Origin of the sequence: Burkholderia stagnalis (assembly GCF_039848545.1) — a bacterium.
GTDB classification, from domain to species: Bacteria; Pseudomonadota; Gammaproteobacteria; order Burkholderiales; family Burkholderiaceae; genus Burkholderia; species Burkholderia stagnalis.
Genome location: NZ_CP156686.1, coordinates 482,062 through 506,052, shown reverse-complemented (window position 1 = coordinate 506,052; position 23,991 = coordinate 482,062). Strand labels below are relative to the sequence as shown.

Annotated in this window: 24 protein-coding genes; 10 read left to right on the top strand and 14 right to left on the bottom strand. The window is 69.4% G+C overall.

Going from position 1 to position 23,991, the window contains the following annotated elements; genetic code table 11:
• Nucleotides 1-27 precede the first annotated feature (27 nt).
• Nucleotides 28-933 (top strand): helix-turn-helix transcriptional regulator, encoded by a 906-nt coding sequence (locus tag ABFO07_RS19145; protein WP_060288756.1) that lies wholly within the window; start codon nt 28-30, stop codon nt 931-933.
• A gap of 164 nt (nt 934-1,097) precedes the next feature.
• Here the strand turns inward: ABFO07_RS19145 and ABFO07_RS19140 are convergent, their stop codons facing one another.
• From ABFO07_RS19140 to ABFO07_RS19125, 4 genes are all read right to left on the bottom strand, one after another.
• Nucleotides 1,098-2,744 (bottom strand): NRAMP family divalent metal transporter, encoded by a 1,647-nt coding sequence (locus ABFO07_RS19140; protein ID WP_059891920.1) that lies wholly within the window; start codon nt 2,742-2,744, stop codon nt 1,098-1,100.
• 109 nt (nt 2,745-2,853) lie between these two features.
• Nucleotides 2,854-2,991, bottom strand: coding sequence for a hypothetical protein (locus tag ABFO07_RS19135; protein WP_167361412.1), 138 nt, complete (start codon nt 2,989-2,991; stop codon nt 2,854-2,856).
• 707 nt (nt 2,992-3,698) lie between these two features.
• On the bottom strand, nt 3,699-5,405 hold the full coding sequence (treA, locus tag ABFO07_RS19130) for an alpha,alpha-trehalase TreA (protein ID WP_347469403.1): 1,707 nt from the start codon (nt 5,403-5,405) through the stop codon (nt 3,699-3,701).
• 135 nt (nt 5,406-5,540) lie between these two features.
• Nucleotides 5,541-6,170, bottom strand: coding sequence for a TetR/AcrR family transcriptional regulator (locus ABFO07_RS19125; RefSeq protein ID WP_059891918.1), 630 nt, complete (start codon nt 6,168-6,170; stop codon nt 5,541-5,543).
• A 251-nt stretch (nt 6,171-6,421) separates the two neighbouring features.
• Between ABFO07_RS19125 and ABFO07_RS19120 the strand changes: the two genes are divergently transcribed.
• Both ABFO07_RS19120 and ABFO07_RS19115 read left to right on the top strand, forming a co-directional pair.
• Complete coding sequence (locus ABFO07_RS19120) at nt 6,422-7,810, top strand: MFS transporter (protein ID WP_347469402.1); 1,389 nt, start codon at nt 6,422-6,424, stop codon at nt 7,808-7,810.
• 351 nt (nt 7,811-8,161) lie between these two features.
• Nucleotides 8,162-9,373, top strand: coding sequence for a winged helix-turn-helix domain-containing protein (locus ABFO07_RS19115; RefSeq protein WP_347469401.1), 1,212 nt, complete (start codon nt 8,162-8,164; stop codon nt 9,371-9,373).
• Nucleotides 9,374-9,421: 48 nt separating this feature from the next.
• Here the strand turns inward: ABFO07_RS19115 and ABFO07_RS19110 are convergent, their stop codons facing one another.
• Both ABFO07_RS19110 and ABFO07_RS19105 read right to left on the bottom strand, forming a co-directional pair.
• Complete coding sequence (locus ABFO07_RS19110; RefSeq protein ID WP_059891917.1) at nt 9,422-10,630, bottom strand: acetate/propionate family kinase; 1,209 nt, start codon at nt 10,628-10,630, stop codon at nt 9,422-9,424.
• Nucleotides 10,631-10,643: 13 nt separating this feature from the next.
• The gene (locus ABFO07_RS19105; RefSeq protein ID WP_059923236.1) at nt 10,644-11,633 is read right to left on the bottom strand and encodes a phosphate acetyltransferase; all 990 of its coding nucleotides are present in this window, start codon (nt 11,631-11,633) and stop codon (nt 10,644-10,646) included.
• 198 nt (nt 11,634-11,831) lie between these two features.
• Between ABFO07_RS19105 and atpG the strand changes: the two genes are divergently transcribed.
• On the top strand, nt 11,832-12,701 hold the full coding sequence (gene atpG, locus ABFO07_RS19100) for an ATP synthase F1 subunit gamma (RefSeq protein WP_059805030.1): 870 nt from the start codon (nt 11,832-11,834) through the stop codon (nt 12,699-12,701).
• An 11-nt stretch (nt 12,702-12,712) separates the two neighbouring features.
• Nucleotides 12,713-13,174 carry an ATP synthase F1 subunit epsilon gene (gene atpC, locus ABFO07_RS19095; RefSeq protein WP_059804480.1) on the top strand — a complete coding sequence of 154 codons (462 nt, stop codon included), beginning with the start codon at nt 12,713-12,715 and terminating at the stop codon, nt 13,172-13,174.
• 15 nt (nt 13,175-13,189) lie between these two features.
• Here the strand turns inward: atpC and ABFO07_RS19090 are convergent, their stop codons facing one another.
• The 3 genes from ABFO07_RS19090 to ABFO07_RS19080 are packed head-to-tail and all read right to left on the bottom strand — an operon-like array spanning nt 13,190 to nt 14,701.
• Nucleotides 13,190-13,408: a DUF1653 domain-containing protein gene (locus ABFO07_RS19090; RefSeq protein ID WP_017328831.1), complete on the bottom strand. Its 219-nt coding sequence runs from the start codon at nt 13,406-13,408 to the stop codon at nt 13,190-13,192.
• A gap of 58 nt (nt 13,409-13,466) precedes the next feature.
• Entirely contained in the window at nt 13,467-13,910 is a 444-nt protein-coding gene (locus tag ABFO07_RS19085) for a GNAT family N-acetyltransferase (protein ID WP_059906530.1), read from the bottom strand.
• Nucleotides 13,883-14,701: a Fic family protein gene (locus ABFO07_RS19080; protein WP_124491148.1), complete on the bottom strand. Its 819-nt coding sequence runs from the start codon at nt 14,699-14,701 to the stop codon at nt 13,883-13,885. Before ABFO07_RS19080 ends, ABFO07_RS19085 begins: the two co-directional genes overlap by 28 nt.
• 217 nt (nt 14,702-14,918) lie before the next feature.
• On the opposite strand from ABFO07_RS19080, the gene ABFO07_RS19075 reads away from it, so the two are divergent.
• Together ABFO07_RS19075 and ABFO07_RS19070 are read left to right on the top strand one after the other, a co-directional pair.
• Nucleotides 14,919-16,208, top strand: a complete 1,290-nt coding sequence (locus ABFO07_RS19075; RefSeq protein ID WP_059880108.1) for an MFS transporter — start codon at nt 14,919-14,921, stop codon at nt 16,206-16,208.
• A 64-nt stretch (nt 16,209-16,272) separates the two neighbouring features.
• Nucleotides 16,273-17,061 (top strand): substrate-binding domain-containing protein, encoded by a 789-nt coding sequence (locus tag ABFO07_RS19070; RefSeq protein WP_059880111.1) that lies wholly within the window; start codon nt 16,273-16,275, stop codon nt 17,059-17,061.
• Between the two features lie 28 nt (nt 17,062-17,089).
• Here ABFO07_RS19070 and ABFO07_RS19065 read toward each other — a convergent pair whose 3' ends face one another.
• Nucleotides 17,090-17,833, bottom strand: coding sequence for a hypothetical protein (locus ABFO07_RS19065; RefSeq protein ID WP_347469400.1), 744 nt, complete (start codon nt 17,831-17,833; stop codon nt 17,090-17,092).
• Nucleotides 17,834-18,121: 288 nt separating this feature from the next.
• On the opposite strand from ABFO07_RS19065, the gene ABFO07_RS19060 reads away from it, so the two are divergent.
• Nucleotides 18,122-18,250 carry a hypothetical protein gene (locus ABFO07_RS19060; protein ID WP_257785962.1) on the top strand — a complete coding sequence of 43 codons (129 nt, stop codon included), beginning with the start codon at nt 18,122-18,124 and terminating at the stop codon, nt 18,248-18,250.
• An 87-nt stretch (nt 18,251-18,337) separates the two neighbouring features.
• Here the strand turns inward: ABFO07_RS19060 and dctA are convergent, their stop codons facing one another.
• The 3 genes from dctA to ABFO07_RS19045 all read right to left on the bottom strand — a co-directional run bounded on the left by dctA (nt 18,338) and on the right by ABFO07_RS19045 (nt 21,662).
• A complete protein-coding gene (gene dctA / locus ABFO07_RS19055) occupies nt 18,338-19,618 on the bottom strand; it encodes a C4-dicarboxylate transporter DctA (protein ID WP_059563063.1) in 1,281 nt (426 codons plus the stop codon).
• Complete coding sequence (locus tag ABFO07_RS19050; protein ID WP_059563064.1) at nt 19,615-20,547, bottom strand: LysR family transcriptional regulator; 933 nt, start codon at nt 20,545-20,547, stop codon at nt 19,615-19,617. The genes dctA and ABFO07_RS19050 overlap by 4 nt, the downstream gene beginning before the upstream one ends.
• A 167-nt stretch (nt 20,548-20,714) precedes the next feature.
• Nucleotides 20,715-21,662 carry an aldo/keto reductase gene (locus tag ABFO07_RS19045; protein ID WP_060148370.1) on the bottom strand — a complete coding sequence of 316 codons (948 nt, stop codon included), beginning with the start codon at nt 21,660-21,662 and terminating at the stop codon, nt 20,715-20,717.
• Nucleotides 21,663-21,850: 188 nt separating this feature from the next.
• Here ABFO07_RS19045 and ABFO07_RS19040 point away from each other — a divergent pair, with 188 nt between their 5' ends.
• Both ABFO07_RS19040 and ABFO07_RS19035 read left to right on the top strand, forming a co-directional pair.
• The gene (locus tag ABFO07_RS19040) at nt 21,851-22,474 is read left to right on the top strand and encodes an HAD hydrolase-like protein (protein ID WP_059804444.1); all 624 of its coding nucleotides are present in this window, start codon (nt 21,851-21,853) and stop codon (nt 22,472-22,474) included.
• 220 nt (nt 22,475-22,694) lie between these two features.
• A complete protein-coding gene (locus tag ABFO07_RS19035; RefSeq protein ID WP_059563067.1) occupies nt 22,695-23,291 on the top strand; it encodes a DUF4142 domain-containing protein in 597 nt (198 codons plus the stop codon).
• 93 nt (nt 23,292-23,384) lie between these two features.
• Here ABFO07_RS19035 and ABFO07_RS19030 read toward each other — a convergent pair whose 3' ends face one another.
• Complete coding sequence (locus tag ABFO07_RS19030) at nt 23,385-23,984, bottom strand: GNAT family N-acetyltransferase (protein ID WP_347469399.1); 600 nt, start codon at nt 23,982-23,984, stop codon at nt 23,385-23,387.
• Between the last annotated feature and the right edge of the window lie 7 nt (nt 23,985-23,991).

Sequence of the window (23,991 nt, the reverse complement as noted above, 5' to 3'; positions counted from 1 at the left end):
TTGCGCGTCGGTTCCGAGGGATGTCTCATGTCCGAAATTGCATTGCACGAAGAAGCAGTCGCCCCAGGCTTTCAATTTCCTTCCTGCGATCCGGCGTGCCGCGCCGACGCGCTGCGCGCGCGCCCGGTTCAGGTCGTCTGGTGCGATGACGTGAACCGCGGCGAGCCCGCGCAGCCGCACGCGCCGCGGCTCGGCGTCGCGGACACGCTCGGGCAGGCGCAGAGCACTGCCGAGCGCAATCGGATCGTCACGAGCCTGCTGCACCTCACCGGCTTCTCGACGTTCGCATACTTCGCGCTCGAATTCGCGCACGACCGCGTCGAGAGCCTCTATCTGCACGAAGCGTTCACGCCCGCGACCTACCGTGGCGACTACGTGCGGCACAACCATCACGACGTCGATCCGCGCACGCTCGGCGCGCGCGTGTGCAACATGCCGATCGTGTGGGACCTTCAGCAGTTGCGCCGGCAGCACCAGCAGCGCGACGACGGCGCGAGCGTGCCGGCCGCCGCGCTCGACGGTTTCCTGCAGACGATGCAGGACGACGGGATGTGCAGCGGGGTCATGTATTCGATGGCCGTGCCCGGCACGCGGCTGCATGCGTTCATGAGCTTCACCGCGCCGCGCCGCACGCGCGAATGGATCACGCCGGCCACCGTCGAGCAGGCGCTGTCGATCGGGCTGTCGGTGCACAAGTTCGCGTCGCCGCAACTGATCTCGACGTCGCGCGAGCGCTCGGTGAACGGCCTCACGCCGTTCGAGCAGGAACTGCTGCGCGGCATCGCCGAAGGCGCGTCGGACAAGGAAATCGGGCGGCGCCTCGACACCAGCGCGCACAACGTCGACTATCACCTGCGCAAGCTGCGCAAACGCTTCGGCGTCGCGAACCGGATCCAGCTCACCTACCTGACGTCGAAGCTCGAGCTGATCTGAACGGCCGGTGTGCCGGGCGCGCGCCGATGGTTGCGCCCGCATCCTTCCGGCATTGCGCAAGCGGAAATCGGTCGACGCCAAAAACAAGCGCGCATGCCAACCTCGACGGGCCGGCATGCGCGCACGAAAGCGGCGCCGTCAGCGGCGCCGCGCTGAGGAACCGTCTACCTGACCAGCATCATCTGCACGACCTTCACGATCACGAGGCCGACCGCGATCACGAGGTAGCCGCGCATCACGCCCATCCAGATCCGCGTCGCGAGCGTCATCTTCTGCGGTTCGAGCGTGTCGAGCGACGGCATGCGCCACGTGTCGCGCAGCGCGCGGTCGATGCCGGGGTCGATCACTTTCCCGTTGCGCCGCAACAGCACGGTGGCGAGATAGCCCGCGATCGCGAACACGGTGCCGCCGACCAGCACGTCGACGATCGCCGTGCCGCTGATGTCCGGATACAGCACCGACGCGGTCAGGATGATCGACAGCAGCACCAGCACCCAGATCACCGCGCCCGTAAAGATGTTGAGCTTCGTCGAGTTGACCCACGGCCCGAGCACCTGCCGGTCGTTGCAGAGCAGCAGCAGGAACACGGTCGCGCTCGGCAGCAGCACGCCCGCGAGCGTCTGCACCGCTTCCGTCAGCAGGCCGAGCGGGCTGCCCGGAATCAGCACGATCGCGGCGGCGGCGGCCACGATGCCGAAGTAGACGAGATAGAAGCCCTTCGCGTCCGACACGTTGCGGTGCAGCGAATGGCGGATCTTGAACACATCGCCGATCGCATACGCGGTCGACAGCGACACGGCCGCCGCGCCGATGATGCACGCGTCGAGCAGCGCGACCGCGAACAGCGTCGCGCTCGTGCGGCCCGCATACTTTTCCAGGCCGCCGATCACGCCGCCCGCGTCCGTGAAGTTGCCGAACTCGGGACGGCCGCCGAACAGCGCCGAGCTGAAGCCGATCATCGCCACCGCGCCGATCAGCACGAACACGATCCCGATCCACAGGTCGGCCTTCTCGTACTTCATGAAGCGCGGCGTGATGCGCTTGTCGATCACGTAGCTCTGCTGGAAGAACAGTTGCCACGGCGCCACCGTCGTGCCGACCACGCCGATCACGAGCAGCATCACGTCGGAGAGCTTCGCGTGCGCGGGCCAGTTCGGCACGAAGAAATCGCGCGACATCTGCGCGACCGGCGGATGGATCGTCACGAGCACCGGCACGAGCAGCAGGCTCATCACGCACAGCACGATCGCGAAGCGCTCGAAGCGCCGGAAATCGCCGGTGCTGACCGCCGCCATCGTCAGCGCGGCGGCCACGCACACGCCCGCGACCTTCGGCAGCCCGAAGAAGTCGAGCACGAACGTGATGCCGATGAACTCGGTGACGATCGTCAGCGCGTTGAGCAGGAACAGGTCGATCACGCTGAACGCGCCCCAGAACTTGCCGAAGCGCTCGAAGATCAGCCGCGCGTGGCCGACGCCCGTCACCGCGCCGAGGCGCAGCACCATTTCCTGGTTCACGTACAGCACCGGCACGAGCAGCAGCAGCGTCCACAGCAGCGTCGTGCCGTAGTTCTGGCCCGCTTGCGTGTAGGTGCCGAACGCGCCCGCGTCGTTGTCGCCGACCATCACGATCAGGCCCGGGCCGATGATCGCGAGCAGCGTGCGCACGCGCGCCCACCACGTGCCGCGCGCCGCGGTGTCGTGATGCGCGATCGTGCCGAACGCGCCGCGGATGTCGCCCTGGTGGGCTTCGTCGAGCACGGCGCCGCGTTCGACGGCGATCGGTGGAGAAACATTGGATGGCGTGGACATGGTGTGTTCCGTACGGCGAATGGTTATCGGTCAGGCGTGTGACCTTGGGATGGGCACGCGCGGCCGCGATGCGGCCGCGCCTGTGCATGCCGAGGCGCGCGCGGCGTGTTCAGTGAAACAGCGATTTCAGCTGGTTCAGCAGGCGGCCGAAGGACGGCCGATGGGTATCCAGCGACAGCATCGCGTCGTAGTTCGCGCGCGATTCCGTCACGCGCGGGAATTGCGACAGCAGAAGGCCGAAGTTCATGGTCTGGCTCCGTGCGGCGGCAGCAAAGGCGCTCGCCGCGTCGTGGGCGCGGGGCCAGTCCGGTGCCTGGGCGAGGTCAGGCTAGTCGGCCGGAGTGTCCCTGCGACCCGGGTTGAAAAGGGTCTGGCGGCATAAGGGGCAACTTGAGGGACAACTGTCACTGTCGTTCACGGCGGCTCCTGTTCAGTGTTCCGGACGAACACGGTTGACCACCGGCCGGCATGCGGGGCGTCGCGTGCGCAGTGCCTGCGAAAGGCGTGCGCGAACGCGGCCGCATGCCGGGCGGCGGCGAAACCAGACGACGCATGCGCGATGGCATCACGCGGGTCTGGCGCGAATCAGGGTGCACGTAGGGAGTTGCTGCGAAGCACTGCTGCGCGCACCGTTTGCCTCAGTGACAAACGGCGGCGTTGAAAAGGCGCGGACGTCGGTCGCTCAGGCGGAAAACTCGTTCGAAGGTCGACTACTGCAAGCGTCCAAGGCGTTCGCCCAAAGAGTGAAGATGGCCGATTCTATGAATCGCCCGAAACCGAAGTCAACCCTTGGAATCCCCGTTATCGGAAAAATATTTCCGGGTTTCGGGCGTTGAAAGATTCGCGCCCGGAAATAGGCGCCCGAACCTTTCAGCGGGAAGGCGTGCCTGCCCCGGCCGGTGCATCGACGCAACGGTCCGGGGAAGCAGACTGGCCGCTCGGCCGCCGCGTTCATCACTCGCCGTACAACCCGAGCAGCTTCAACGTCACGCCATTGGTCCAGCCGAAGCCGTCCTGCAGCGGGTACTCTCCCCCACCCCCGCCGCCCGCGCCGGCGCCCTCGACCACGTATTTCTCGACGAGCTTGCCCTCGGTCGCATACACATGCTTCACGCTCGCAAGGAAGCGCGTGCCGATGTCCTTCGCGAGCGCGGGCTCGCCGTAGCGGCGCAGCCCGTCCACCGCGATCCACTGCAGCGGCGCCCAGCCGTTCGGCGCGTCCCATTGCTGGCCGGTAGTCGCGGTGGTGGTCGCAAGGCCGCCCGGCTGCAGCAGCGCCGTGCGCACCTCGCGCGCGGTCGCCTTCGCGCGCTCCGGCCACGCGACGCCCGCGAACAGCGGATACAGCGCGGCCGCGGTAATCGCGTCGCGCGGCTGGCGCAACTGCCAGTCGTAGTCACCGTAGTAGCCGCGGCGATTCCACAGGTAATGGTTGATCGCTTTCGCCCGCTGCGCCGCGCGCGCGGAAAAATCGGCGACGCACGCGACGTCGCGAGCGATCGCGCAGCCCTTCACGATCGTCTTTTCGAGATGGAACATCAGGCTGTTCAGGTCGACCGGCACGATCGACGTCGTGCGGATGGTCGCGAGCGTCTTGCCGTCGCCGAGCCAGCGCGAGCTGTAGTCCCAGCCGCTTTCCGCGCCCGCGCGCAAGTCGCGCCACACCTCGCTCGCGGGACGGCCGGGCGCCGCCTGCGCGGTCTTCACGTCCTCCAGATACGACTCGTCGCGCGGCGTGTCGCTCGCATCCCAGTAGCGGTTCAGGATCGCGCCGTCGGGCAGCGCGACCACGTGGCGGGCCGCGCCGCCGCGCGGCGTCGTGCGCTCGCCCTCCATCCAGTACGCATGCTCGCGGCGCAGCGCGGGCAGGTACTTCTGGACCACCGCGTCGCCTTCGGCCTGCGCGGCGAGCGTCACCATGTACGCGAAGAACGGCGGCTGCGAGCGGCTCGCATAGTACGTGCGGTTGCCGTTCGGCACGTGGCCGAGCGTGCCGATCAGGTGCGCGAAGTTGTCGAGCATGGCGTCGACGAGATCCTCGCGGCCCGACACCTGCAGGCCGAGCATCGTGAAATACGTGTCCCAGTAATAGCCTTCGCGGAAGCGCCCGCCCGGCACCACGTACGGCTGCGGCAGCGGGATCAGCGAACTGTACGGCGGCACCGTCGCGCTCGAGCGCGTGAGCTTCGGCCACAGCCAGTCGATGTGCTCGCGCAGCGTCTGGTTCGGCGGCGGCGTGACGCCCTGGTCGACGGGCGGCGTGAAGTGCTGGCCCGCGAACGCCTGCAGCGAGAAGCCCGGCAGCGATCGCTGCTGTTGATACAGCTGGACGAGCGTGGCCGGATCGGTGTCCGGCGTCGCATCGACGAAGGTCTTCTGATCGGGATAGAGCTGCGCGGTCTGCACCGCGACGAACAGGTCGCCGTATAGCTGGCTCGGCGGCGGCAGGATCGTGCTCGAGGCGGATGTAGCGGGCGCGGTGGATTGAACGGCGGCCCGGCTTGCGGCCTGGTTCGCGCTGTCCGCCTGCGCGGCGCAGCCAGCGACGGCGAGATAGGCAACGGCCAGCGCGGCGGCCCAGCGCACGCGCCGCGCGGGCGGCGACGGGAACGATGCGACCGAAGCAGCGAATGCAGTTGATGCGGCACGACGTGACGTCATGACGTGTCCCCTCCTGTCGATGGTGAGTGGGTCGGCACGAGGTCTCGTTCGCGCGGTGCGCTCGTCTCGATGGCCGTCGATCGATGCGCGTCGTTATGTCCGCAAGTGGCCCGACTGTCGCACGAAACGCGCGCGTCAGGCAAGCGCGGCGTCGTGCGATTCGCGCAGATAGCCGCGCACCGCGCGCCACACGCGCGCGTCGAGCGCATCCGCATCGGTCTCGCCACGCGCGCCCGCCGCATCGACGAGGCCCTTGATCATCGCGAGCAGGTCGTGCGCGACGAGCGCCGGCGCCGCGAGCCGCGGCGCGTCGTCCCGGCCGAACGCGATCATCACCACGGCGTGAATGCGGCTCGTGACGCGCTGCGCCTGCTCGCCGAGCGGCAGCCGCGCCTCCTCGAAATCGATCAGCCGCGCGAGCGCAGGGCGGCGCAGCTGATGCGCGACCGCCGCGCGCACCAGCGCATGCAGGATCGCGTCGCACGTCGGCAGCGCCGCGGCGCGCGCGACGTCATCGAGCAGCACCGCGCTTTCGCGCGCGGACAGCATGGCGGTCAGCGCATCGCGATTCGGGAAGTACTGGTAGAGCGAGCCGATGCTGACGCCGGCCTGCGCGGCGACGGCATTCGTCGTATAGCCTTCGAAGCCGTCGCGTTCGAGAATTTGCGCGGCGGCTTCGACGATCGCATCGACGGTGGCCGTCGAGCGCCGCTGGCGCGGCGACTTGCGCGGTGCGATCGGTGTGCTGGCAGGCGTGCGGGGCATGGTGCGGCGGCGGGTTTCGAAAGCGAGTCGGCGCTCGTATTCTAGGAACGCGCTTTCCCCTTCGTCAAACGGGGCAATCGATGGCCGCGCAACCATCGGCGCCGCGCGCCGTTCTTCATGCGCGCCGAAGTCGTCTCCTTGCGCCGCCGCGCCGAAGGAACAACTGTTGCAACATGCGGAACAACCGTTGTCATACGTGACGCATCGGCAGCAAACGATGCATAATGGCGTCTTTACCGCGCGCCCAGCCCATGTCGCCCGTCTTCCTAGCACCGCTCATCGTTGCCTGTGCGTTGTTCATGGAGAGCGTCGACGCGAACATCATCGTCACTGCCCTGCCCGCGATGGCGCGCGATTTCGGGCACAGCCCCGTCACGCTGAACATCGCGATCACCGCGTATGTAGTCGGGCTCGGCGTGTTCATCCCGATCTGCGGCTGGCTCGCCGATCGCTTCAGCGCCCGCAGCGTGTTCCGCACCGCGATCGGCATCTTCGTCGTCGGCTCGCTGATGTGCGCCGCGTCCAACTCCCTCGGCCTGCTGACGTTCGCGCGCTTCGTGCAGGGCGTCGGCGGCGCGATGATGGTGCCGGTCGGGCGCATCATCATCTTCCGCGCGGTGCCGCGCGCCGATCTCGTGCGCGCGATGAACTACCTCGCGATCCCCGCGCTGTTCGGCCCGACGGTCGGCCCGCTGGTGGGCGGCTTCATCACGACGTACCTGCACTGGCGGATGATCTTCTTCATCAACGTGCCGATCGGCCTGTACGGCATCTACCTCGCCAGCAAGCACATCGCGAACACGCGCGAGCCCGACCCGGGCCCGCTCGACTGGTTCGGCTTCCTGCTGTCGGCGAGCGGCGCCGCGCTGCTGCTGATGGGCCTCACGCTGATCGACGGCGCACTGACCACGCGCGGCAACGCGCTCACCATGTGCGCGGCCGGCGGCGCGCTGCTCGCGCTCTACGTGCCGTACGCGCGCCGCAAGGAGCGGCCGGTGCTCGACCTCACGTTCCTGCGCATCCCGACCTTTCATGCAAGCGTCGTCGGCGGCTCGCTGTTCCGCATCGGCCTCGGCGCGGTGCCGTTCCTGCTGCCGCTCGCGCTGCAGGAAGGGCTCGGCATGTCCGCATTCCATTCGGGGCTGATCACCTGCGCGTCCGCGCTCGGCGGCGCGATGAGCCGCTCGACGGCCACCCATACGCTGCGCCGCTTCGGCTTTCGCACGGTGCTGATCTACAACGCGGCCTTCGCGGGGCTCGCGATCGCCGCGTACGGCGTGTTCCATCCGGGCATGGCGACCTGGGCGATCTGGCTGATCGTGCTGGTCGGCGGGATCTTCCCCGCGCTGCAGTTCACGAGCCTGAATTCGATCATCTACGCGGATATCTCCCCGCGCGACGCGGGCCGCGCGACGAGCCTCGGCAGCGTGGTCCAGCAGATGTCGCTCGGGCTCGGCGTCACCGTCGCGGGCCTCGTGCTGCACGTGTCGCACTGGGCGCAAGGGCACTCGCAGATGGTCTGGTCGGATTTCTGGCCCGCGTTCCTGGTGGTCGGGATGTGCTCGTTCGCCTCGATTCCGATCACGCGCAGGCTGCCGCCGGGCGCAGGCGACGATATCGCACGCGGCAGGCGCCAGTAGGAAACGAATCGGGGAAGGCGGGAAAACGACGGAAAGCGGCGGGAACGCCGCCACGAAAAAATCAGCGGACATCCACACGGGGCCGGTGCACAACCGCGTGGATGTCCGCTCAGGGCTCCGGGTCTCGCGTTGGGGGTTGAGATACCCGGATTCGCTTCGTGCGTGCCATGGACATATCGTGCGTCGGAAGCGGAATCGGCGCGCGCACTGCAGCGCGCTCTGGAATGCACTATAGGGAATCTCGAACGACGCGTCTGTCAACGATTGTCAGATGCGTTGCGGGAACGTATCGGGCGCACGCGCCGGATTCGCGCTAAAGTGGTGCCCGACCGCCATCCTCCACCGCCCCCGATGCTCACGCTCTCGCCCGCCGCCGCCCGCGCCTTGCATCTCGCCGCGCAGGGCCTGCTCGCGCCGCCGCGCCGCAAGGCGACCAAGGCCGACGTGCTCGACACGATCCGCCGCATGGCGCAGTTGCAGATCGATACGATCCACGTCGTCGCACGCAGCCCGTACCTCGTGCTGTACAGCCGGCTCGGCGCGTTCGCGCCGCAATGGCTCGACGAGCATCTCGCCGAGGCGCGGCTGTTCGAATACTGGTCGCACGAGGCGTGCTTCCTGCCGATCGAGCAGTTCGGCCTGATGCGCTACAAGATGCTCGATCCGTCCGGCATGGGCTGGAAATACGCGGCCGACTGGCACCGGCACCATCGCGCCGACATCGAACGGCTGCTCGCGCGCATCCGCGCGGACGGCCCGGTGCGCTCGGCGGATTTCGCGCGCGAGGACGGCGTGAAAGGCAACGGCTGGTGGGACCGCAAGCCGGAGAAGCGCCACCTCGAAGTGCTGTTCACGACCGGCGACCTGATGGTGGCCGAGCGCCGCAACTTCCAGCGCGTGTACGACGTGCGCGAGCGCGTGCTGCCCGGCTGGGACGACGCGCGCGACCTGCCGCCGCGCGAAGCGGTGCTGCCCGCGCTGCTCGACCATACGTGCCGCGCGCTCGGGATCGTGCGCGCCGACTGGGTCGCGGACTATTACCGGCTGCCGCGCCGCTCGTACCGCGCGGAACTCGATGCGCTCGCCGATGCGGGCGAGCTGATGCCGGTCGCGGTCGACGGCTGGGACGAGCCGGCCTACGTGCATCGCTCGCTCGAAGCGTTGCTGCCGGCCGCCGCGGCCGACACGCTGCGCTCGACGGTCACGACGCTGCTGTCGCCGTTCGATCCGGTGGTGTGGGACCGGCGGCGCGCGTCCACGCTGTTCGGCTTCGACTACACGATCGAGTGCTACACGCCCGCGCACAAGCGGCGCTACGGCTATTTCTGCCTGCCGGTGCTGCATCGCGGGCGGCTGGTCGGCCGGGTCGACGCGAAGGCGCATCGCGTGCTCGGCACCTTCGAGCTGAAGGCCGTGCACGTCGAGCCGGGCGTGCGGATCGGCGCGGGGCTCGCGAGCGACGTCGCGAAGGCGGTGAAGAAGCTCGCGGCGTGGCACGGCACGCCGACGGTCACGATCGGGGATGCGCCGCCCGCGCTCGCGCAGGCGATCGCCGAAGCATAAGGCCAGCGGCCGCCGCGCAACATCGTCGCGGCGGCGCTCACCGGTTTCTCACTCGACGGGATGCGGGGTGGGCACGGCGCAGGCATCCAGCACGCGGCGCGTATGCCGCGCGATCATCAGGTTCTCGTCGGTCGGGATCACGCGCACCGTGACGCGCGACGCCGCGCTCGAAATCACCGGCCGGCTGGCCGCGTTCGCCGCGTCGTCGAGTTCGACGCCGAGCCACGCCGCGCCGCGGCAGATGCGCTCGCGCACGCGCGGCGCGTGCTCGCCGATCCCGGCGGTGAACACCAGCGTATCGAGGCCGCCCAGCACGCCGGCCAGCGCGCCCAGCTCGCGCGCGGCGCGATATGCGAACAGGTCGATCGCGTGCGCGGCCGCGGGCGCGTCGCTCGCGAGCAGCGTGCGCATGTCGCTCGAGATGCCCGACACGCCGAGCAGCCCCGATTCCGCGTAGATCAGATGCTCGACCTCGTCGACGCTCAGCCCTTCGTGACGCATCAGGTACAGGATCGCGCCGGGGTCCAGCGCGCCCGTGCGCGTGCCCATCGGCAGGCCGTCGACGGCCGTGAAGCCCATCGTCGTCGCGACGCTGCGGCCCTGCTCGAGCGCGCACAGGCTCGCGCCGTTGCCGAGATGCGCGACGATCGTGCGGCGCTGCGTCCAGTCGCGGTCGAGCGCGGCGAGCGCCGTCGTGATGTATTCGTACGACAGCCCGTGAAACCCGTAGCGCACGATGCCCTGCGCGGTCAGCGCGCGCGGCAGCGCGAACTCGCGCTCGAGCGCCGGCAGCGTCGCATGAAACGCGGTATCGAAGCATGCGACCTGCGGCAGATCCGGCGCGACCGCGCTGACCGCGCGGATCGCGTCGACGTGGTGCGGCTGATGCAGCGGCGCGAGCGGCGACAGCGCGGCGATCGCATCGAGCACCTGCGCGTCGATCCGCACCGGCGCCGCGAAATGCGGCCCGCCGTGCACGACCCGATGGCCGACGCCGTCGAACGCCGCGTCGCGGCCGACATGCGCCGCGAACCACGCGTGCAGCGCGTCGATCGCGCCGTGATGGCCGGGCTGCGCGACCGGCCGGTCGGCCAGCGGCGCGCCGTGCGCATCCTCGACGACGAGGCGCGGCGCCGTGTGCAGGCTGTCCACCTGGCCGTGCACGCCCGCGACGAGCGAGCCGTCGTCGCGCGTGTCGTAGACGGAAAACTTGAGGCTCGACGAGCCCGCATTCAGGACGAGAACCGGATGTTGCATCGCGCCCTCCCGCTCAGGACATCGCCGGCGCGGGTGCGCCGGACGCGTGCATTGCATGCGCATGGAGCGCCGCGACGGCGCAGCTCGCCATCCGCGTGCGTTCGCTGTCGGCGCGGCTCGTCAGGATGATCGGCACGCGCGCGCCGAGCACGATGCCGGCCGCGTCCGCGTTGGCGAGGAAGGTCAGCTCCTTCGCGAGCATGTTGCCGGCCTCCAGGTCGGGCGCGAGCAGGATGTCGGCATCGCCCGCGACGTCGGAGCCGAGGTGCTTGAGCCGCGCGGCTTCCGGGCTGATCGCGTTGTCCAGCGCGAGCGGGCCGTCGAGCACGCCGCCCGTGATCTGGCCGCGTTCGGCCATCTTGCACAGCGCCGCCGCGTCGAGCGTCGACGGCAGCTTCGAGCTGACTGTCTCGACCGCCGACAGGATCGCGACCTTCGGCCGCTCGACGCCGAGCGCGTGGGCGAGATCGATCGCGTTCTGCACGATGTCGACCTTCTGCTCGAGCGTCGGCCGGATGTTGACGGCCGCGTCGGTGATGAACAGCGGCTTGCGGTAGGTCGGCACGTCCATGATGAACACGTGGCTCAGGCGCCGCTCGGTGCGGATGCCCGAATCGGCGCGCACGACTTCCGCGAGCAGTTCGTCGGTATGCAGGCTGCCCTTCATCAGCGCGTCGGCCTCGCCCGCGCGCACCAGTGCGACGGCCTGCGCCGCGGCCGCATGGCTGTGCGGCGCATCGACGAGCCGGTACGCGGACAGGTCGAGGCCGACCATCGCGGCGAGCGCCGTCATCCGCGCGACCGGGCCGACCAGCACCGGCACGATGAGGCCGGCGTGCGCCGCGTCGACGGCCGCGCGCAACGACACCTCGTCGCACGGGTGCGCGACCGCGACGGTCACGGGGCTGAGCGAGCGACAGCGCGCGATCAACGCGTCGTATTTCCGATGCGGGCGGGTATCAGTCGAACGGGTTGAATCGGTGGAATCGGTCGAATCGGTCATCGGGCACACCTCCGTGGTCACGTGAACGGATTCTGGTGCGATTCGTCGGACGGATGTTTGACGCGCATCAATCGGATCAGGTGAAGTCCCGATAGCATGGTTTCGACACAGCGGCATCACGGGCCGCCGCCGCGGCGCATCGCGCGCCGCCTCACAATCGCGCGTCGGCCCGCGCCGGCGCGCTCTCCGCGAGAAGTCATGCACATTCGCGAAATCCGCTCGAAGATCGCCAGCACGTCGTCGACGCGCAAGATCACTCGGGCCATGGAAATGATGGCGCGCACCAAGATGGCGAACGCGCAGAAGCGCGCCCGCGATTTCCGGCCGTATGCGGAGAAGGTCAAGGCGATGGCCGAGCGCGTGCTGCGCGACCGGCCCGATCACGCGTCGGCGCTGATGGCGCAACGCACGCCGGTGCGGCGGGTCGGCCTGATCGTCGTCAGCACGGATCGCGGGCTGTGCGGGCCGCTCAATGCGCGGCTCCTCGTGCAGTGCGTCGATGCGCTCGAACGCTGGGACCAGGCCGGCGTCGCGTGCGAGCTGAGCGTGATCGGCGCACGCGGCGTCGCGCCGCTCGCGCGCTATGGCGCGAACATCACCGCACGCGCCGCCAGCCTCGCCGCCGCGCCGCACTTCGACACGATGCTCGGCGCGCTGCTCGTGCCGCTGTCGGCGTTCGTTGCCGGCGAGCTCGACGAGGTGCACGTCGCGTACAACCGGCTGACGAGCCCGCTCGCCTACGAGCCGCGCATCGACCCGGTGCTGCCCGTCACGGGCCTCGACGGCGCCGCGCCCGCGGGCGCCGCCGCGACGTCGGACTACCTGTACGAGCCGGCGCCGAAGCCGGCGGTGGATACGCTGCTGCTGCGCTACGTCGAGGCGATGCTCTACCAGGCCGTCGTCGAGAACTACGCGTGCGAGCAATGCGCGCGCATGTTCAGCATGCAGACCGCGACCGAGAACGCCGATCGCGTGCTGCACGGCCTGCGGCACCTGTATCAGAAGACGCGGCAGGCGCAGATCACCACCGAGCTGTGCGAGATCGTCGCCGGCGCGGCGGCCGTCTGACGGAGGCGCACGTGGAATCCACGATGAAGCTCGACATCCTGAGCGTCGAACAGGTGCTGTATTCCGGCGACGCGCATTTCGTCAGCGCGCCCGGCGAAAGCGGCGAACTCGGCATCTATCCGCGGCACGCGCCGCTGCTCACGCGGCTGCGGCCCGGCGTGGTGACGCTCGTCGACGCGCCGGGCGGCGCGCATCGCAGGATCCTGGTGGCGGGCGGCGTGCTGGAAGTGAGCCGAGAAGGCGTGACGCTGATCGCGGATCACGCGCTGCGCACGCCGGAACTCGACGTGCTGCGCGCGCGCGAGGCGCGGCACGCGGCGGACGACTGGCGCCGCCGCTACACGCCGGAACACCGGCGTGCGTTCGATTTCGCGTCGGCGCGCGCGGAACTGATGGACGAGATCCGGCGCTTCTTCGCGCTGGCGATGCGGCAGCAGGCAGCGGCCGGCCAGACGGGAGGCGCGGGATCCTGACGCCGTGACGGCCGCTCAGTCGCGCAGCTTGCGGAAGCGCGGCGTGCCGTCCTCGAGGTTCTCGTTGAACATCGCTTCCGGCCGCACCCACAGCCCGCGCGCATGCGGCCACAGGTGCTCGTACACGACGAGCGATTCCTCGGTTTCGGAGTGCCGGGCGACGCCGACGAAGCGGTACAGGCCGCCCTTGTAATGGCGGTGGGTCGCGAGCTGTTCGGCTTCCTGTTCGGTCATGACGTGCTTCCTTCAGTGATTCAGTGATTCGGGAAGCGCGTATTGTATGCGCACCGCGTCAGCGCTTCGTGTAGATGTCCGGGCGGCGGATTTCCATGATCCGCTCGGGGTTCTCCGACAGCCCGAAACCGACCGGCCGGTACAGCGCGTGCGCGTCGGCGGTCACCAGCATGATGCGGCGCAGCCCCTGCACCATCTCCTGCGCGAACACGTGGTCGATCAGCGCGCGGCCGTAGCCGTGGCCGCGCTCGGCCGGGAACACGAATACGTCGCACAGGTACGCGAACGTCGCGTGATCGGTCACGAGCCGCGCGAATCCCACCTGCCGGTCGCCCAGGTACGCGCCGAAGCACAGCGAGCCGGCGAGCGAGCGGTCGAACACGTCGCGCGGAATGCCCTTGGACCAATACGCGTCGAGATGCAGGAAGTCGTAGATCGCGTCGACGTCGAGTTCGCGCGGGTCGGTCGAAAATCTCAGCGTGGCGGGAGCGGCAGCGGGCACGTCGGTTCTCCGTCGGGGAGGTTGGGAAAGGGGTCGGCCCGGCGCGGCCCGAGCAGGTCGAGAGTCAGGCGCAGCGCGCGCTGCACGGCTTGTGCGACCACGCGCGTGATGTCGCCGAAGTCGCCGCGCATGCACGCGCCGTCCAGCGCATCATAGTACGCGCGGCGATCCTTCGTACGAATGGCCGCGGGCGGGTAGCCGGCCTTCATCAGCTCGAGGCCGAGCAGCAGCCGCGCGGTGCGGCCGTTGCCGTCGACGAACGGATGGATTCCGACGAAGCGCGTGTGCAGCTGCGCCGCCCGCTCGATCGGGTGCAGCGCGGCGGCGGCGCCGTACCAGTCGATCAGCGCCGACATGGCGGCCGGCACGTCCAGGAAGTCGGGCGGGTGCGTGGCCGCGCCCGCGATCGCGACGTTCTCCTGGCGGTACGGCCGCACTTCGCCTTGCCCCTTCAGCACCAGCCGGTGAAGGTTGCGGATCTGCCGCTCGCAAAGCGGCTCGCGCTGCGCGACGATGTCCTCGGCATAGCGGATCGCATCGCCAAGACGCGCCGCATCCGCCGGCGCGCGCGCGGACATCGCGGCCGTCAGGAGGCTTTCGAGCACGACCTGGGTCTCGCTTGGCGCCGGCGCATCGTCGCCGCTCGTGCTCGCATTCACGCCACCGGCCCGTACCGACATCAGCTTCGCGCGCAACGACAGGCACACCTCTCGCGACAGCGGGCGCGCGGCATCGAGCGCCGCCTTGTCGGCATCGATCGACGCGAGGAGCGTGGCGGGCAAGCGGGACATCGGGCTTTCCGGAATCGCACGGGATGAGGGCCAGTATAGATCCGGGACGCATCGCGGCCGAGCGGCGTTCCCCGCGCATCCGGCGCGTGTGATTGATAACGTACGCGCATCAATCCTTCGAAAAAAAGCACTTATCGCGAGCGCCATTCGGGACGACCATGTGTGCTCGCTCCGGCCCGTCCGGACGCCGCCCAATGAAATTCCGGAGACAACCCAGATGTCACATCCCGTGGCCCCCCCTGCCCCTTCCAAGGCCGCGGCCGTATTCCGCGTCACCGCCGGCAACTTCCTCGAGCAGTTCGACTTCTTCCTGTTCGGCTTCTACGCGACGCAGATCGCGTCGGTGTTCTTTCCGTCGACGAGCGAGTTCGCGTCGCTGATGATGACCTTCGCGGTGTTCGGCGCGGGCTTCCTGATGCGCCCGCTCGGCGCGATCGTGCTCGGCGCGTACATCGACGAGGTCGGCCGCCGCAAGGGCCTGATCGTCACGCTGTCGATCATGGCGAGCGGCACGATCCTGATCGCGTTCGTGCCCGGCTACGCATCGATCGGCCTGCTCGCGCCGGCCGCCGTGCTCGTCGGCCGCCTGCTGCAGGGCTTCTCGGCCGGCGCGGAGCTGGGCGGCGTGTCCGTCTATCTCGCGGAAATGGCGACGCCCGGCAAAAAGGGCTTCTACACGAGCTGGCAGTCGGCCAGCCAGCAGGTGTCGATCATCGTCGCGGCCGCGCTCGGCTTCGCGCTGAACGCGTGGCTGAGCGCCGCGCAGATCGCCGCATGGGGCTGGCGCGTGCCGTTCTTCGTCGGCTGCATGATCGTGCCGGCGATCTTCATGCTGCGCCGCAGTCTGCAGGAAACCGAAGAATATACGCAGCGCCGGCATCGCCCGTCGACGCGCGAGGTGTTCGCGACGCTCGCGCGCAACTGGAGCGTCGTGCTCGGCGGGATGCTGCTCGTCGCGATGACGACCACGAGCTTCTACCTGATCACCGTCTATGCGCCGACCTTCGGCAAGACCGTGCTGCACCTGAGCACCGCGGACAGCCTGCTCGTCACGCTGTGCGTGGCCGTGTCGAACTTCATCTGGCTGCCGATCGGCGGCACGCTGTCCGACCGCTTCGGCCGCCGCCCGGTGCTGCTCGCGATGACCGCGCTGAACGTGCTGACCGCCTACCCCGCGCTGTCGCTGCTGGCGCACGCGCCGAGCTTCGCCAACATGCTGCTCGTGCTGCTGTGGCTGTCGTTCATGTACGGCCTCTACAACGGCGCAATGGTGGCCGCGCTGACCGAGGTGATGCCCGTCGAGGTGCGCGTCGCCGGATTCTCGCTCGCGTACAGCCTCGCGACCGCGGTGTTCGGCGGCTTCACGCCCGCAATCTCGACCGCGCTGATCCACTCGACCGGCGACAAGGCCGCGCCCGGCTACTGGATGGGCTTCGCCGCCGCATGCGCGTTCGGTGCGACGGTGCTGCTGTACAGCCGCCGCCGCGACACGCTGCGCACCGCCTGACGTTCGTTCCCCGCGGCGCGCACCGCGCGCGCCGTGCCTGCCACTGTTCACGGATTCCCGCACGATGCATGTACGACCGCTCGTTAGCCAAGCGGCACGCTGGCTCGCCGCCGCGACGCTCGCCGCCGCCCTCCCCGCCCACGCAGACGAACTGCGCGTGATGATCTCCGGCGGCTTCACCGCCGCCTACCAGCAGCTCGGCCCCGGCTTCACCGCCGCGACCGGCGACACGCTCGACACGATTCGCGGCCCGTCGATGGGCCAGTCGAAGGAAGCGATTCCGAACCGCCTCGCGCGCGGCGAGAAGGCCGACGCGGTGATCATGGTCGGCTACGCGCTCGACCAGCTGATCCGGGAAGGCAAGGTGATCCCCGCATCGCGTGTCGAGCTCGCCGATTCGCGGATCGGCATGGTCGTGCGCGCGGGCGCGCCGAAACCGGACATCGGCACGGTCGACGGGCTGAAGGACGCGCTGCTGCGCGCGAAGTCGGTCGCTTACTCCGACAGCGCGAGCGGCGTGTACATCGAGAAGGAGATGTTCCGCAAGCTCGGCGTCGAAGCGCAGGTGAAGCCGAAGGCGTCGATGGTGCCGCGAATTCCGGTTGCGTCGGTGGTCGCGAACGGCGACTACGAGATCGGCTTCCAGCAGGTCGCCGAGCTGCTGCCGGTGCCGGGCGTCACGTACGTCGGCAAGGTGCCCGAGTCGGTGCAGTCGGTCACGCGCTTCGCGGGCGGCATCCCGGTCGGCGCGGAGCATCCGGACGACGCGAAGAAACTGCTCGACTATCTCGCGTCGCCGCAGGCGCAGCCGGTCGTGCGGGCCACGGGGCTCGATTCCGTAACGGCGAACTGACGCATCGGCAGCGGCGCGGCTCCCCTCGTCAGTTCGCGCGCCGCTGCTCGGCGGATGCTTGATGCGCATTGCCGCCGGCGATCCGGTTTCGCAACTGGCCGCCGGCGAACGCCGTCGCGATCAGCGACAGATAGCCGATGACGAGATAGTGGCGCCAGCCGTCCAGCGCGGCGCGGTGCGCAACCAGCACCGCGTCGGGCGCCCGAACCGCGCGGTGCGCCGGCGCGATCCCGCGCGCCATCTGCACGAAACCGGCCGCCGACAATATCGGCAACAGCACGACCACGGCCATCAGCGCCCGCTTCGCGCGCCGCAGCGGCGCATGGCGGCGCAGATGGAACCACAGGCCAAGGCAGCCGTGCACCCATCCCGGCGCGAGCAATGCGATCTGCAACCCTTGCGTGCCGCTCGTGAGCAGTGAAACGATCACGCGTTCGTAAGTCGGCTCGAAGCCGAACAGCGTCGTGGCGACGCGCGTGCCCACCACATGACGTATCAGCAGCAGCGGCAGGCTGAGCCCGGCCCACAGGCGAAGCCATTCGGCGCGAGGCAGCGCCCAATGCCGCCGGCTGTAGATGGTGCGGATCGCCAGCGCGAAATGCAGGCCGGCCGCGCCGTACAGCAGCACGGTTCCGGGCGCGCTGCGCCAGAGCGCGATCGCGAGGGTCAGGCCGCGCTCCGCGATGTCGATGGACCAGATGCCGAGCGCGTGGTTGACCAGATGAATCGACACATATAGCCACAGCACGATGCCGGAACCGAGCTGCAGCATTCGCGCGGCCTGTCGGTGCCCGCCATGCTCCGGTGCCTGTGTGCCGGCGCCGCGCCGGGTCGAAGGCGCCCCTGCCTGCCTCTGCTCGTCGTCCATCTGCCCCTCCCCGCGCGTGCCACGCATGAACGCCATACCGGCGGGCGGGCCGATTTATTCCGGCGATGCGGGATCTCCCGCGCAGGAATAAGCGGCGCGCGTTCCGGGTATACCGTCGTGTGAGCACGCCGAATGGCGACGAAAGCGCTTCGCTTCCCGCACATCGGGGCCAACGGCAAAAAGGAGACCGCCATGTCCAATGTTCTATCCCGCTGGATCCTGATCGGCTGCGACGCCTACGACGAGTATGTGTTCGTGCCGTGGCTCGATCGATCCGTGTACCAGCGAACGGTGGCATTGCGTCGCGTCTGCCTCGCCTAAGTGAGAGCGCGACGACGCATGCAGGCCGACGTGACCCGCTCGGGTTTTCCGCAGTCCTCCTGATGAATCGGCTTGCGCCGGCGCTTCTTAGTCGGAACCGACCGACGCCTGCCGCCGAGGATCGAGCATCGCGCGCAGCCGCGCGCGATCGCAGCCCCGCTGCCAGATCGACACGACGACCACCGCGCACGCGTTGCTGATCACGCTCGTCAGCGCCCGCGCCTCCGACATGAAGCGGTCGATGCCGACCAGCAGCGCGACGCCCGCGACCGGCAGGTCGGGCACCACGGTCAGCGTCGCGATCAACGCGACGAGCCCGCTGCCCGACACGCCGGCCGCGCCCTTCGACGTGATCAGCATCACCGCGAGCAGGGTCGCGACTTGCGCGGCCGACAGCGGCACGTCGCACGCCTGCGCGATGAACGTCGCGGCGAGCGTCAGGTAGATCGCGGTGCCGTCGAGGTTGAACGAATACCCGGCCGGCAGCACGAGCCCGACCACGCCCTTGTCGCAGCCGAGCGCCTCGAGCTTGACGAGCAGGCGCGGCAGCACCGGTTCCGTCGACGACGTCGCGAGCACGATCAGCAGCTCCTCGCGCAGGTAGCGCAGCAGCCGCCACAGCGAGAAGCCGTGCAGGCGCGCGAGCGGCGCGAGCACCAGCATCACGAACAGCGCGCACGCCAGATACATCGCGACGATCAGCCGGCCGAGCGAGCCGAGCGAATCGATGCCGAAGCGCCCGACCGCGAACGCGATCGCGCCGAACGCGCCGAGCGGCGCGAGCCGCATCACGAGCGCGAGCACGCGGAACAGCACGCGTGCGATGCCTTCGACGAACGCATGCACGACGCCGTCGCGCCGCTCGGTCGCGGCCAGCGCGAAACCGAACAGCAGCCCGACCAGCAGCACCGGCAGCACGTCGCCGCCGGCGAACGCGCCGACGAGCGTATCGGGAATGATCTGCAGCAGGAACGATGCAACGCCCGTAGCCGGCGCACGCGCCGTGAGCGACGCGAGCGCCGATGCGTCGAGCTGCCGGGCCACGACATGCAGGCCGTCGCCCGGCCGCGCCGCATACGCGATCGCGAGCCCCGCCGCGAGCGCGGCCGCGGTCAGCGCGTAGAACAGCGCAAGCGCCTTGACGATCGTGCGGCCGATGCGCGCGCCGTCGCTCGCCGCGTTGATGCCCGTCACGATCGTGCAGAACACGATCGGCGCGACCATCATCCGCACGAGCGCGATGAACGCGTCGCCGAGCGGCTTCAGCGCCACCCCCGCCTGCGGATACGCATGCCCGAGCGCGACGCCGAGCGCCATCGCGATCAGCACCTGCACGTACAGCAGCCTGAGCGGCCGCAGCAGCGTCACGCGCGCACCCCTGCCGCGCGCGTGCGCGGCGCGGCGGGCTTGCGGCTCTCGAGCACGTACTGGAGAAATTCCTGCGCGGCCGGCGTCAGCGTGCGGCCGCGCCGCCGCACGATGCCGACGCGCCGCGTGACCACCGGCTCGACGAGCGGCACGCTCGTCAGGATCGGATGCGTCGGCAGCGGCATCGCCATCGACGGCACCGCCGCGACGCCGAGCCCCGCCTCGACGAGGCCGAGCATCGTCGTCACATGGCGCGTCTCGCACACGCTCGGCGTGTGCGGCGCGACGCCCGCCAGCGCCTGGTCGAGCAGCAGCCGGTTGCCGGACGTCTTGTCGACCGACACGTGCTCGTATTCATACAGCTCGCGCCACGTCACGCGCTTCTTCGCGGCGAGCGGATGGTCGCGCCGGCACGCGGCGACGAAGCGCTCCTGCAGCAACGTCCGGAACTCGACGCCGGGCTCCTGGCTGCCCATGAAGCTCACGCCGAAGTCGGCCTCGCCGCTCATCACCGCGTCGAGCACCTCGTTCGCGCTCGCGTCGATCAGCTTGATGCGGATCTTCGGGTAACGCGCGCGGTAGCGCGCGATCACGTTCGGCAGGAAGTAATACGCGACCGACGGCACGCACGCGATCGTCACGTGGCCGAGCCGGCTCGACGACACGTCGCGGATGCCGAGCAGCGCGGCGTCGAGATCGTCGAGCAGTTGCTCGGCGCTCGGCGCGAACGTGCGCCCGACCGTCGTCAGCGTGACGCGGCGCGTCGTGCGCTCGAACAGCCGCACGCCCAGCGCTTCCTCGAGCTTCTCGATGCGCCGGCTCAACGCCGGCTGCGAAATGTTGATGGCGTCCGCCGCCTTGCGGAAGCTGCCGAGCTGCACCACGGCCCGGAAAGCCTGCAAGTCGGTGAGATCGAAGTTGATGCCCACGCGCTGCCCGTATGCTGGTGTGAATGCCGATCGTGCCGATTGCGACGATCGGTGCGGCTATTCTGGGGCCTGTGCGCGGGCGCTGCAATTGCCGGCGGTGGATCGCGCGCGTTCGTCGCGATCCACCGCCGCGCAAACTTACAGATTTATTACAGCGATGCCGTCAGTCAGTACGCGCTGGCCTCGTCGAGGCGCTTCACGTCGTCGGCATCGAGCGCGAGCCGGATCGCCGCGCCGAGGTCGTGCAGCTGCGCGAGCGACGTCGCGCTCGCGATCGGCGCGGTGACGCTCGGGCGCGCGATCTGCCACGCGAGCGCCACGGCCGTCGGCGTCGCGCCGTGTTTGTCGGCGACCGCGTCGAGCGCGTCGAGGATGCGCAGCCCGCGCGCGTCGAGATAGCGCGCGACGCGCTCGCCGCGCGTGCTCTTGCCGAGGTCCGCGTTCGACCGGTACTTGCCGGACAGGAAACCGCTCGCCAGCGAGTAGTAAGTGACGACGCCGAGCTTCAGCTCGGTGGCGACCGGCTCGATGTCGCGTTCGTACTCGGCGCGATCGTACAGGTTGTATTCGGGCTGCACGACCTGGTACGCGGGCAGGCCGTCGCGGCGGCTGATCCCGGCCGCCTCGCGCAGGCGCGCGCCGCTGTAGTTCGATGCGCCGACGATCCGCACCTTGCCCGCATCGATCAGCGCCTGATACGCGCCGAGCGTTTCCTCGAGCGGCGCGCTGTCGGGCAGGTCGCTGTGCGAGAAATACAGGTCGATGTAATCGGTCTGCAGGCGGCGCAGCGATTCGTCGGCCGCCTTCAGGATCGTGTCGCGCGACAGGCCCGCGCGCACCTCGAGCAGGCCGACCTTGGTCGCGATCACGACGTCGTCGCGCCGCCCGCGGCGCTTCAGCCATTTGCCGATGATGGTTTCCGACTCGCCGCCGCGATTGCCGGGCGCCCATGCCGAATAGACGTCGGCCGTGTCGATGAAGTTGATGCCGTGGTCGGCGAGCGCGTCGAGCAGCGAGAACGAGGTCGCCTCGTCGGCCGTCCAGCCGAACACGTTGCCGCCGAACACGATCGGCGAGACCTGGATGGACGAGGTGCCGAGCGAACGCAAAGACATGGTGAGCCTCCTTGGGAACGTGTCGTGAAACGGCGCGCCGCGCGCCGAGCGGTCATGCTAGTTGACGCGCGGCGCGCACGCCAAGCGATTTGCCGCCATAACGTATTCACGATTCGTGCATAGCACGGCGCACGCGAGCGGCGCGCCCCGCGCAGCGCTTACAATCGCGCCACACTCGCCCGACGCCCATGACCTACCGACTCATCGCATTCGATTTCGACGGCACGCTGGCCGATTCGCTCGACTGTTTCGTCGCGGCGCTATCGGAAGCGTCGCGCTTGCATGGCTTCCGCCGCGTCGACGACGCACTGCTCGCCGAGCTGCGCGGCCTGTCCGCGCGCGACATCATCCGTGCGCTCGAGGTGCCCGCGTGGAAAGTGCCGCGCGTCACGCGCGACATGCGCCGCCTGATGCAGCAGCGCATCGCGCAGGTGACGCTGTTCCCGGGCGTCGCCGACACGTTCGCCGCGCTCGCGGCGCGCGGCGTGCGCATTGCGATCGCGACGTCGAACACCGAAGCGGTCGTGCGCGACCGGCTCGGCGCGCAGGCCGGCCGCCACGTCGCGCACTTCGCATGCGGCATCCCGCTGTTCGGCAAGTCGCGCCGCCTGCGCACGCTCGCGCGCGACGCAGGCCTGCGCGCGACGGACATGCTGTACGTCGGCGACGAGATCCGCGACGCGGAAGCGGCGCGCCGCGCGCACGTCGCATTCCAGGGCGTCGCGTGGGGCTACACCGCGCCCGGCACGCTGCAGATGCATTGCGCGACGCCGCTGCTGACCCGGCTCGACGCGCTGCTCGATCTCGTGTGACGCGCGCGTCCATTCGTCTTACCAACCGTTACAGAAGCGACAGCACGGTTTCACCTGCGGGCAAACCCCTTCCCTAGAATCAATCGGGCCGGTTACCCCTGCGACCGACGCCGCGGCAGAGCGGCGGTCGACACCGGCCCGGGCACGCGCCCGGACTCTCGCACAGCAACGGATCACGCTATCCGTCCCTCAACTCGAGCCCCGATTGAAAGGAGGTCCCATGAACCGTTTTCCTACTGCTTCGCGCCTTGCCCTGTCTGCCGCCGGTCTTCTCCTGGTCGCCGTGACGGCGACCGCACAAACTGCGCAAACCGCGCAACCGTCCCAACCGGCACAGCCGACCCAGGCCGCACCGTCGGCCGCCGCGCCGCGTCTGCATGAAGCCGACCAGAGCTTCATCACGGACGGCACGAAAACCGTGTCGACACAAAAGGACGCGGCAAGAATTGCCGACTCGCGCACGTCGGACAGCCAGGTCAAGGCGTTCGCGCAACGCGTGATCGCCGACAACGAGAAGATCATCCAGGCGATGCGCGCCGCGGGCCCGCGCGGCATCGACGTGCCGCACAACAACCCGGACACCGCCGTGCTCGACAGCATCAAGACGCTGCGCGGCGCGGAGTTCGACAAGGCGTACATCGAGCAGGTCGCGCTCGCGGGCCAGCAGAAGACGCTGTCGGTGTTCCAGGCCGAGATCGCGTCGGGCCGCGACACGAAGCTGAAGGAGGTCGCGCGCCAGGCGCTGCCGATCCTGCAGGCGCACTATGCGGACGCGCAGAAGCTCGCGCAGCGTCATCACCTCGCATCGGCGCAGTAACGCCGTCATCGCGTGCCGCGCGTCGCGCGGCCGTTGTCCCGCTCCCGCCGCCGGCCCGCTCTCCCGGCGGCGGCCTTCCCCTTCGGCGAGCCGCTATCGCGCGAGCTTTTCCGCGAGCCTCGCCCGCACCTCGGGCCACTCGTCGTCGATGATGCTGAAGCGCACCGAATTGCGCTTGCGGCCATCCGGCATGATCCGCTCGTGACGCACGATGCCCTCCTGCTTCGCGCCGAGCCGCAGGATCGCCGCGCGCGACGTCTCGTTGAGTTCGTCCGTCGTGAACTGCACGCGCACGCAGCGCAGCGTGTCGAACGCATACGCGAGCAACAGAAGCTTCGCGTCGGTGTTCACGCGCGAACGCTGCACCGACGCGCTCAGCCACGTATGGCCGATTTCGAGCTTGCGGTTCGTCAGGTCGATCTTCCAGAAGCGCGTGCTGCCGACGATGCGCCCCGTTGCGCGCTCGACGATCGCGAACGGCATCACGGTGCCGGCCGCGCGGCCCTGCAACGCGGTTGCGAGATACGCGTCGATCGTCGCGGGGCCCGGCACGACCGTGACCTTCAGGTTCCACAGCTCGCCGTCGGCGGCGGCCGCCAGCAGCGCGGGCGCATGCGATGCCTGCAGCGGCCGCAGTTCGACGTGCTCGCCGACGAGCGTCGGCTGTTCGGGCAGGACGGGCGAAGCGGTCATGATGGCG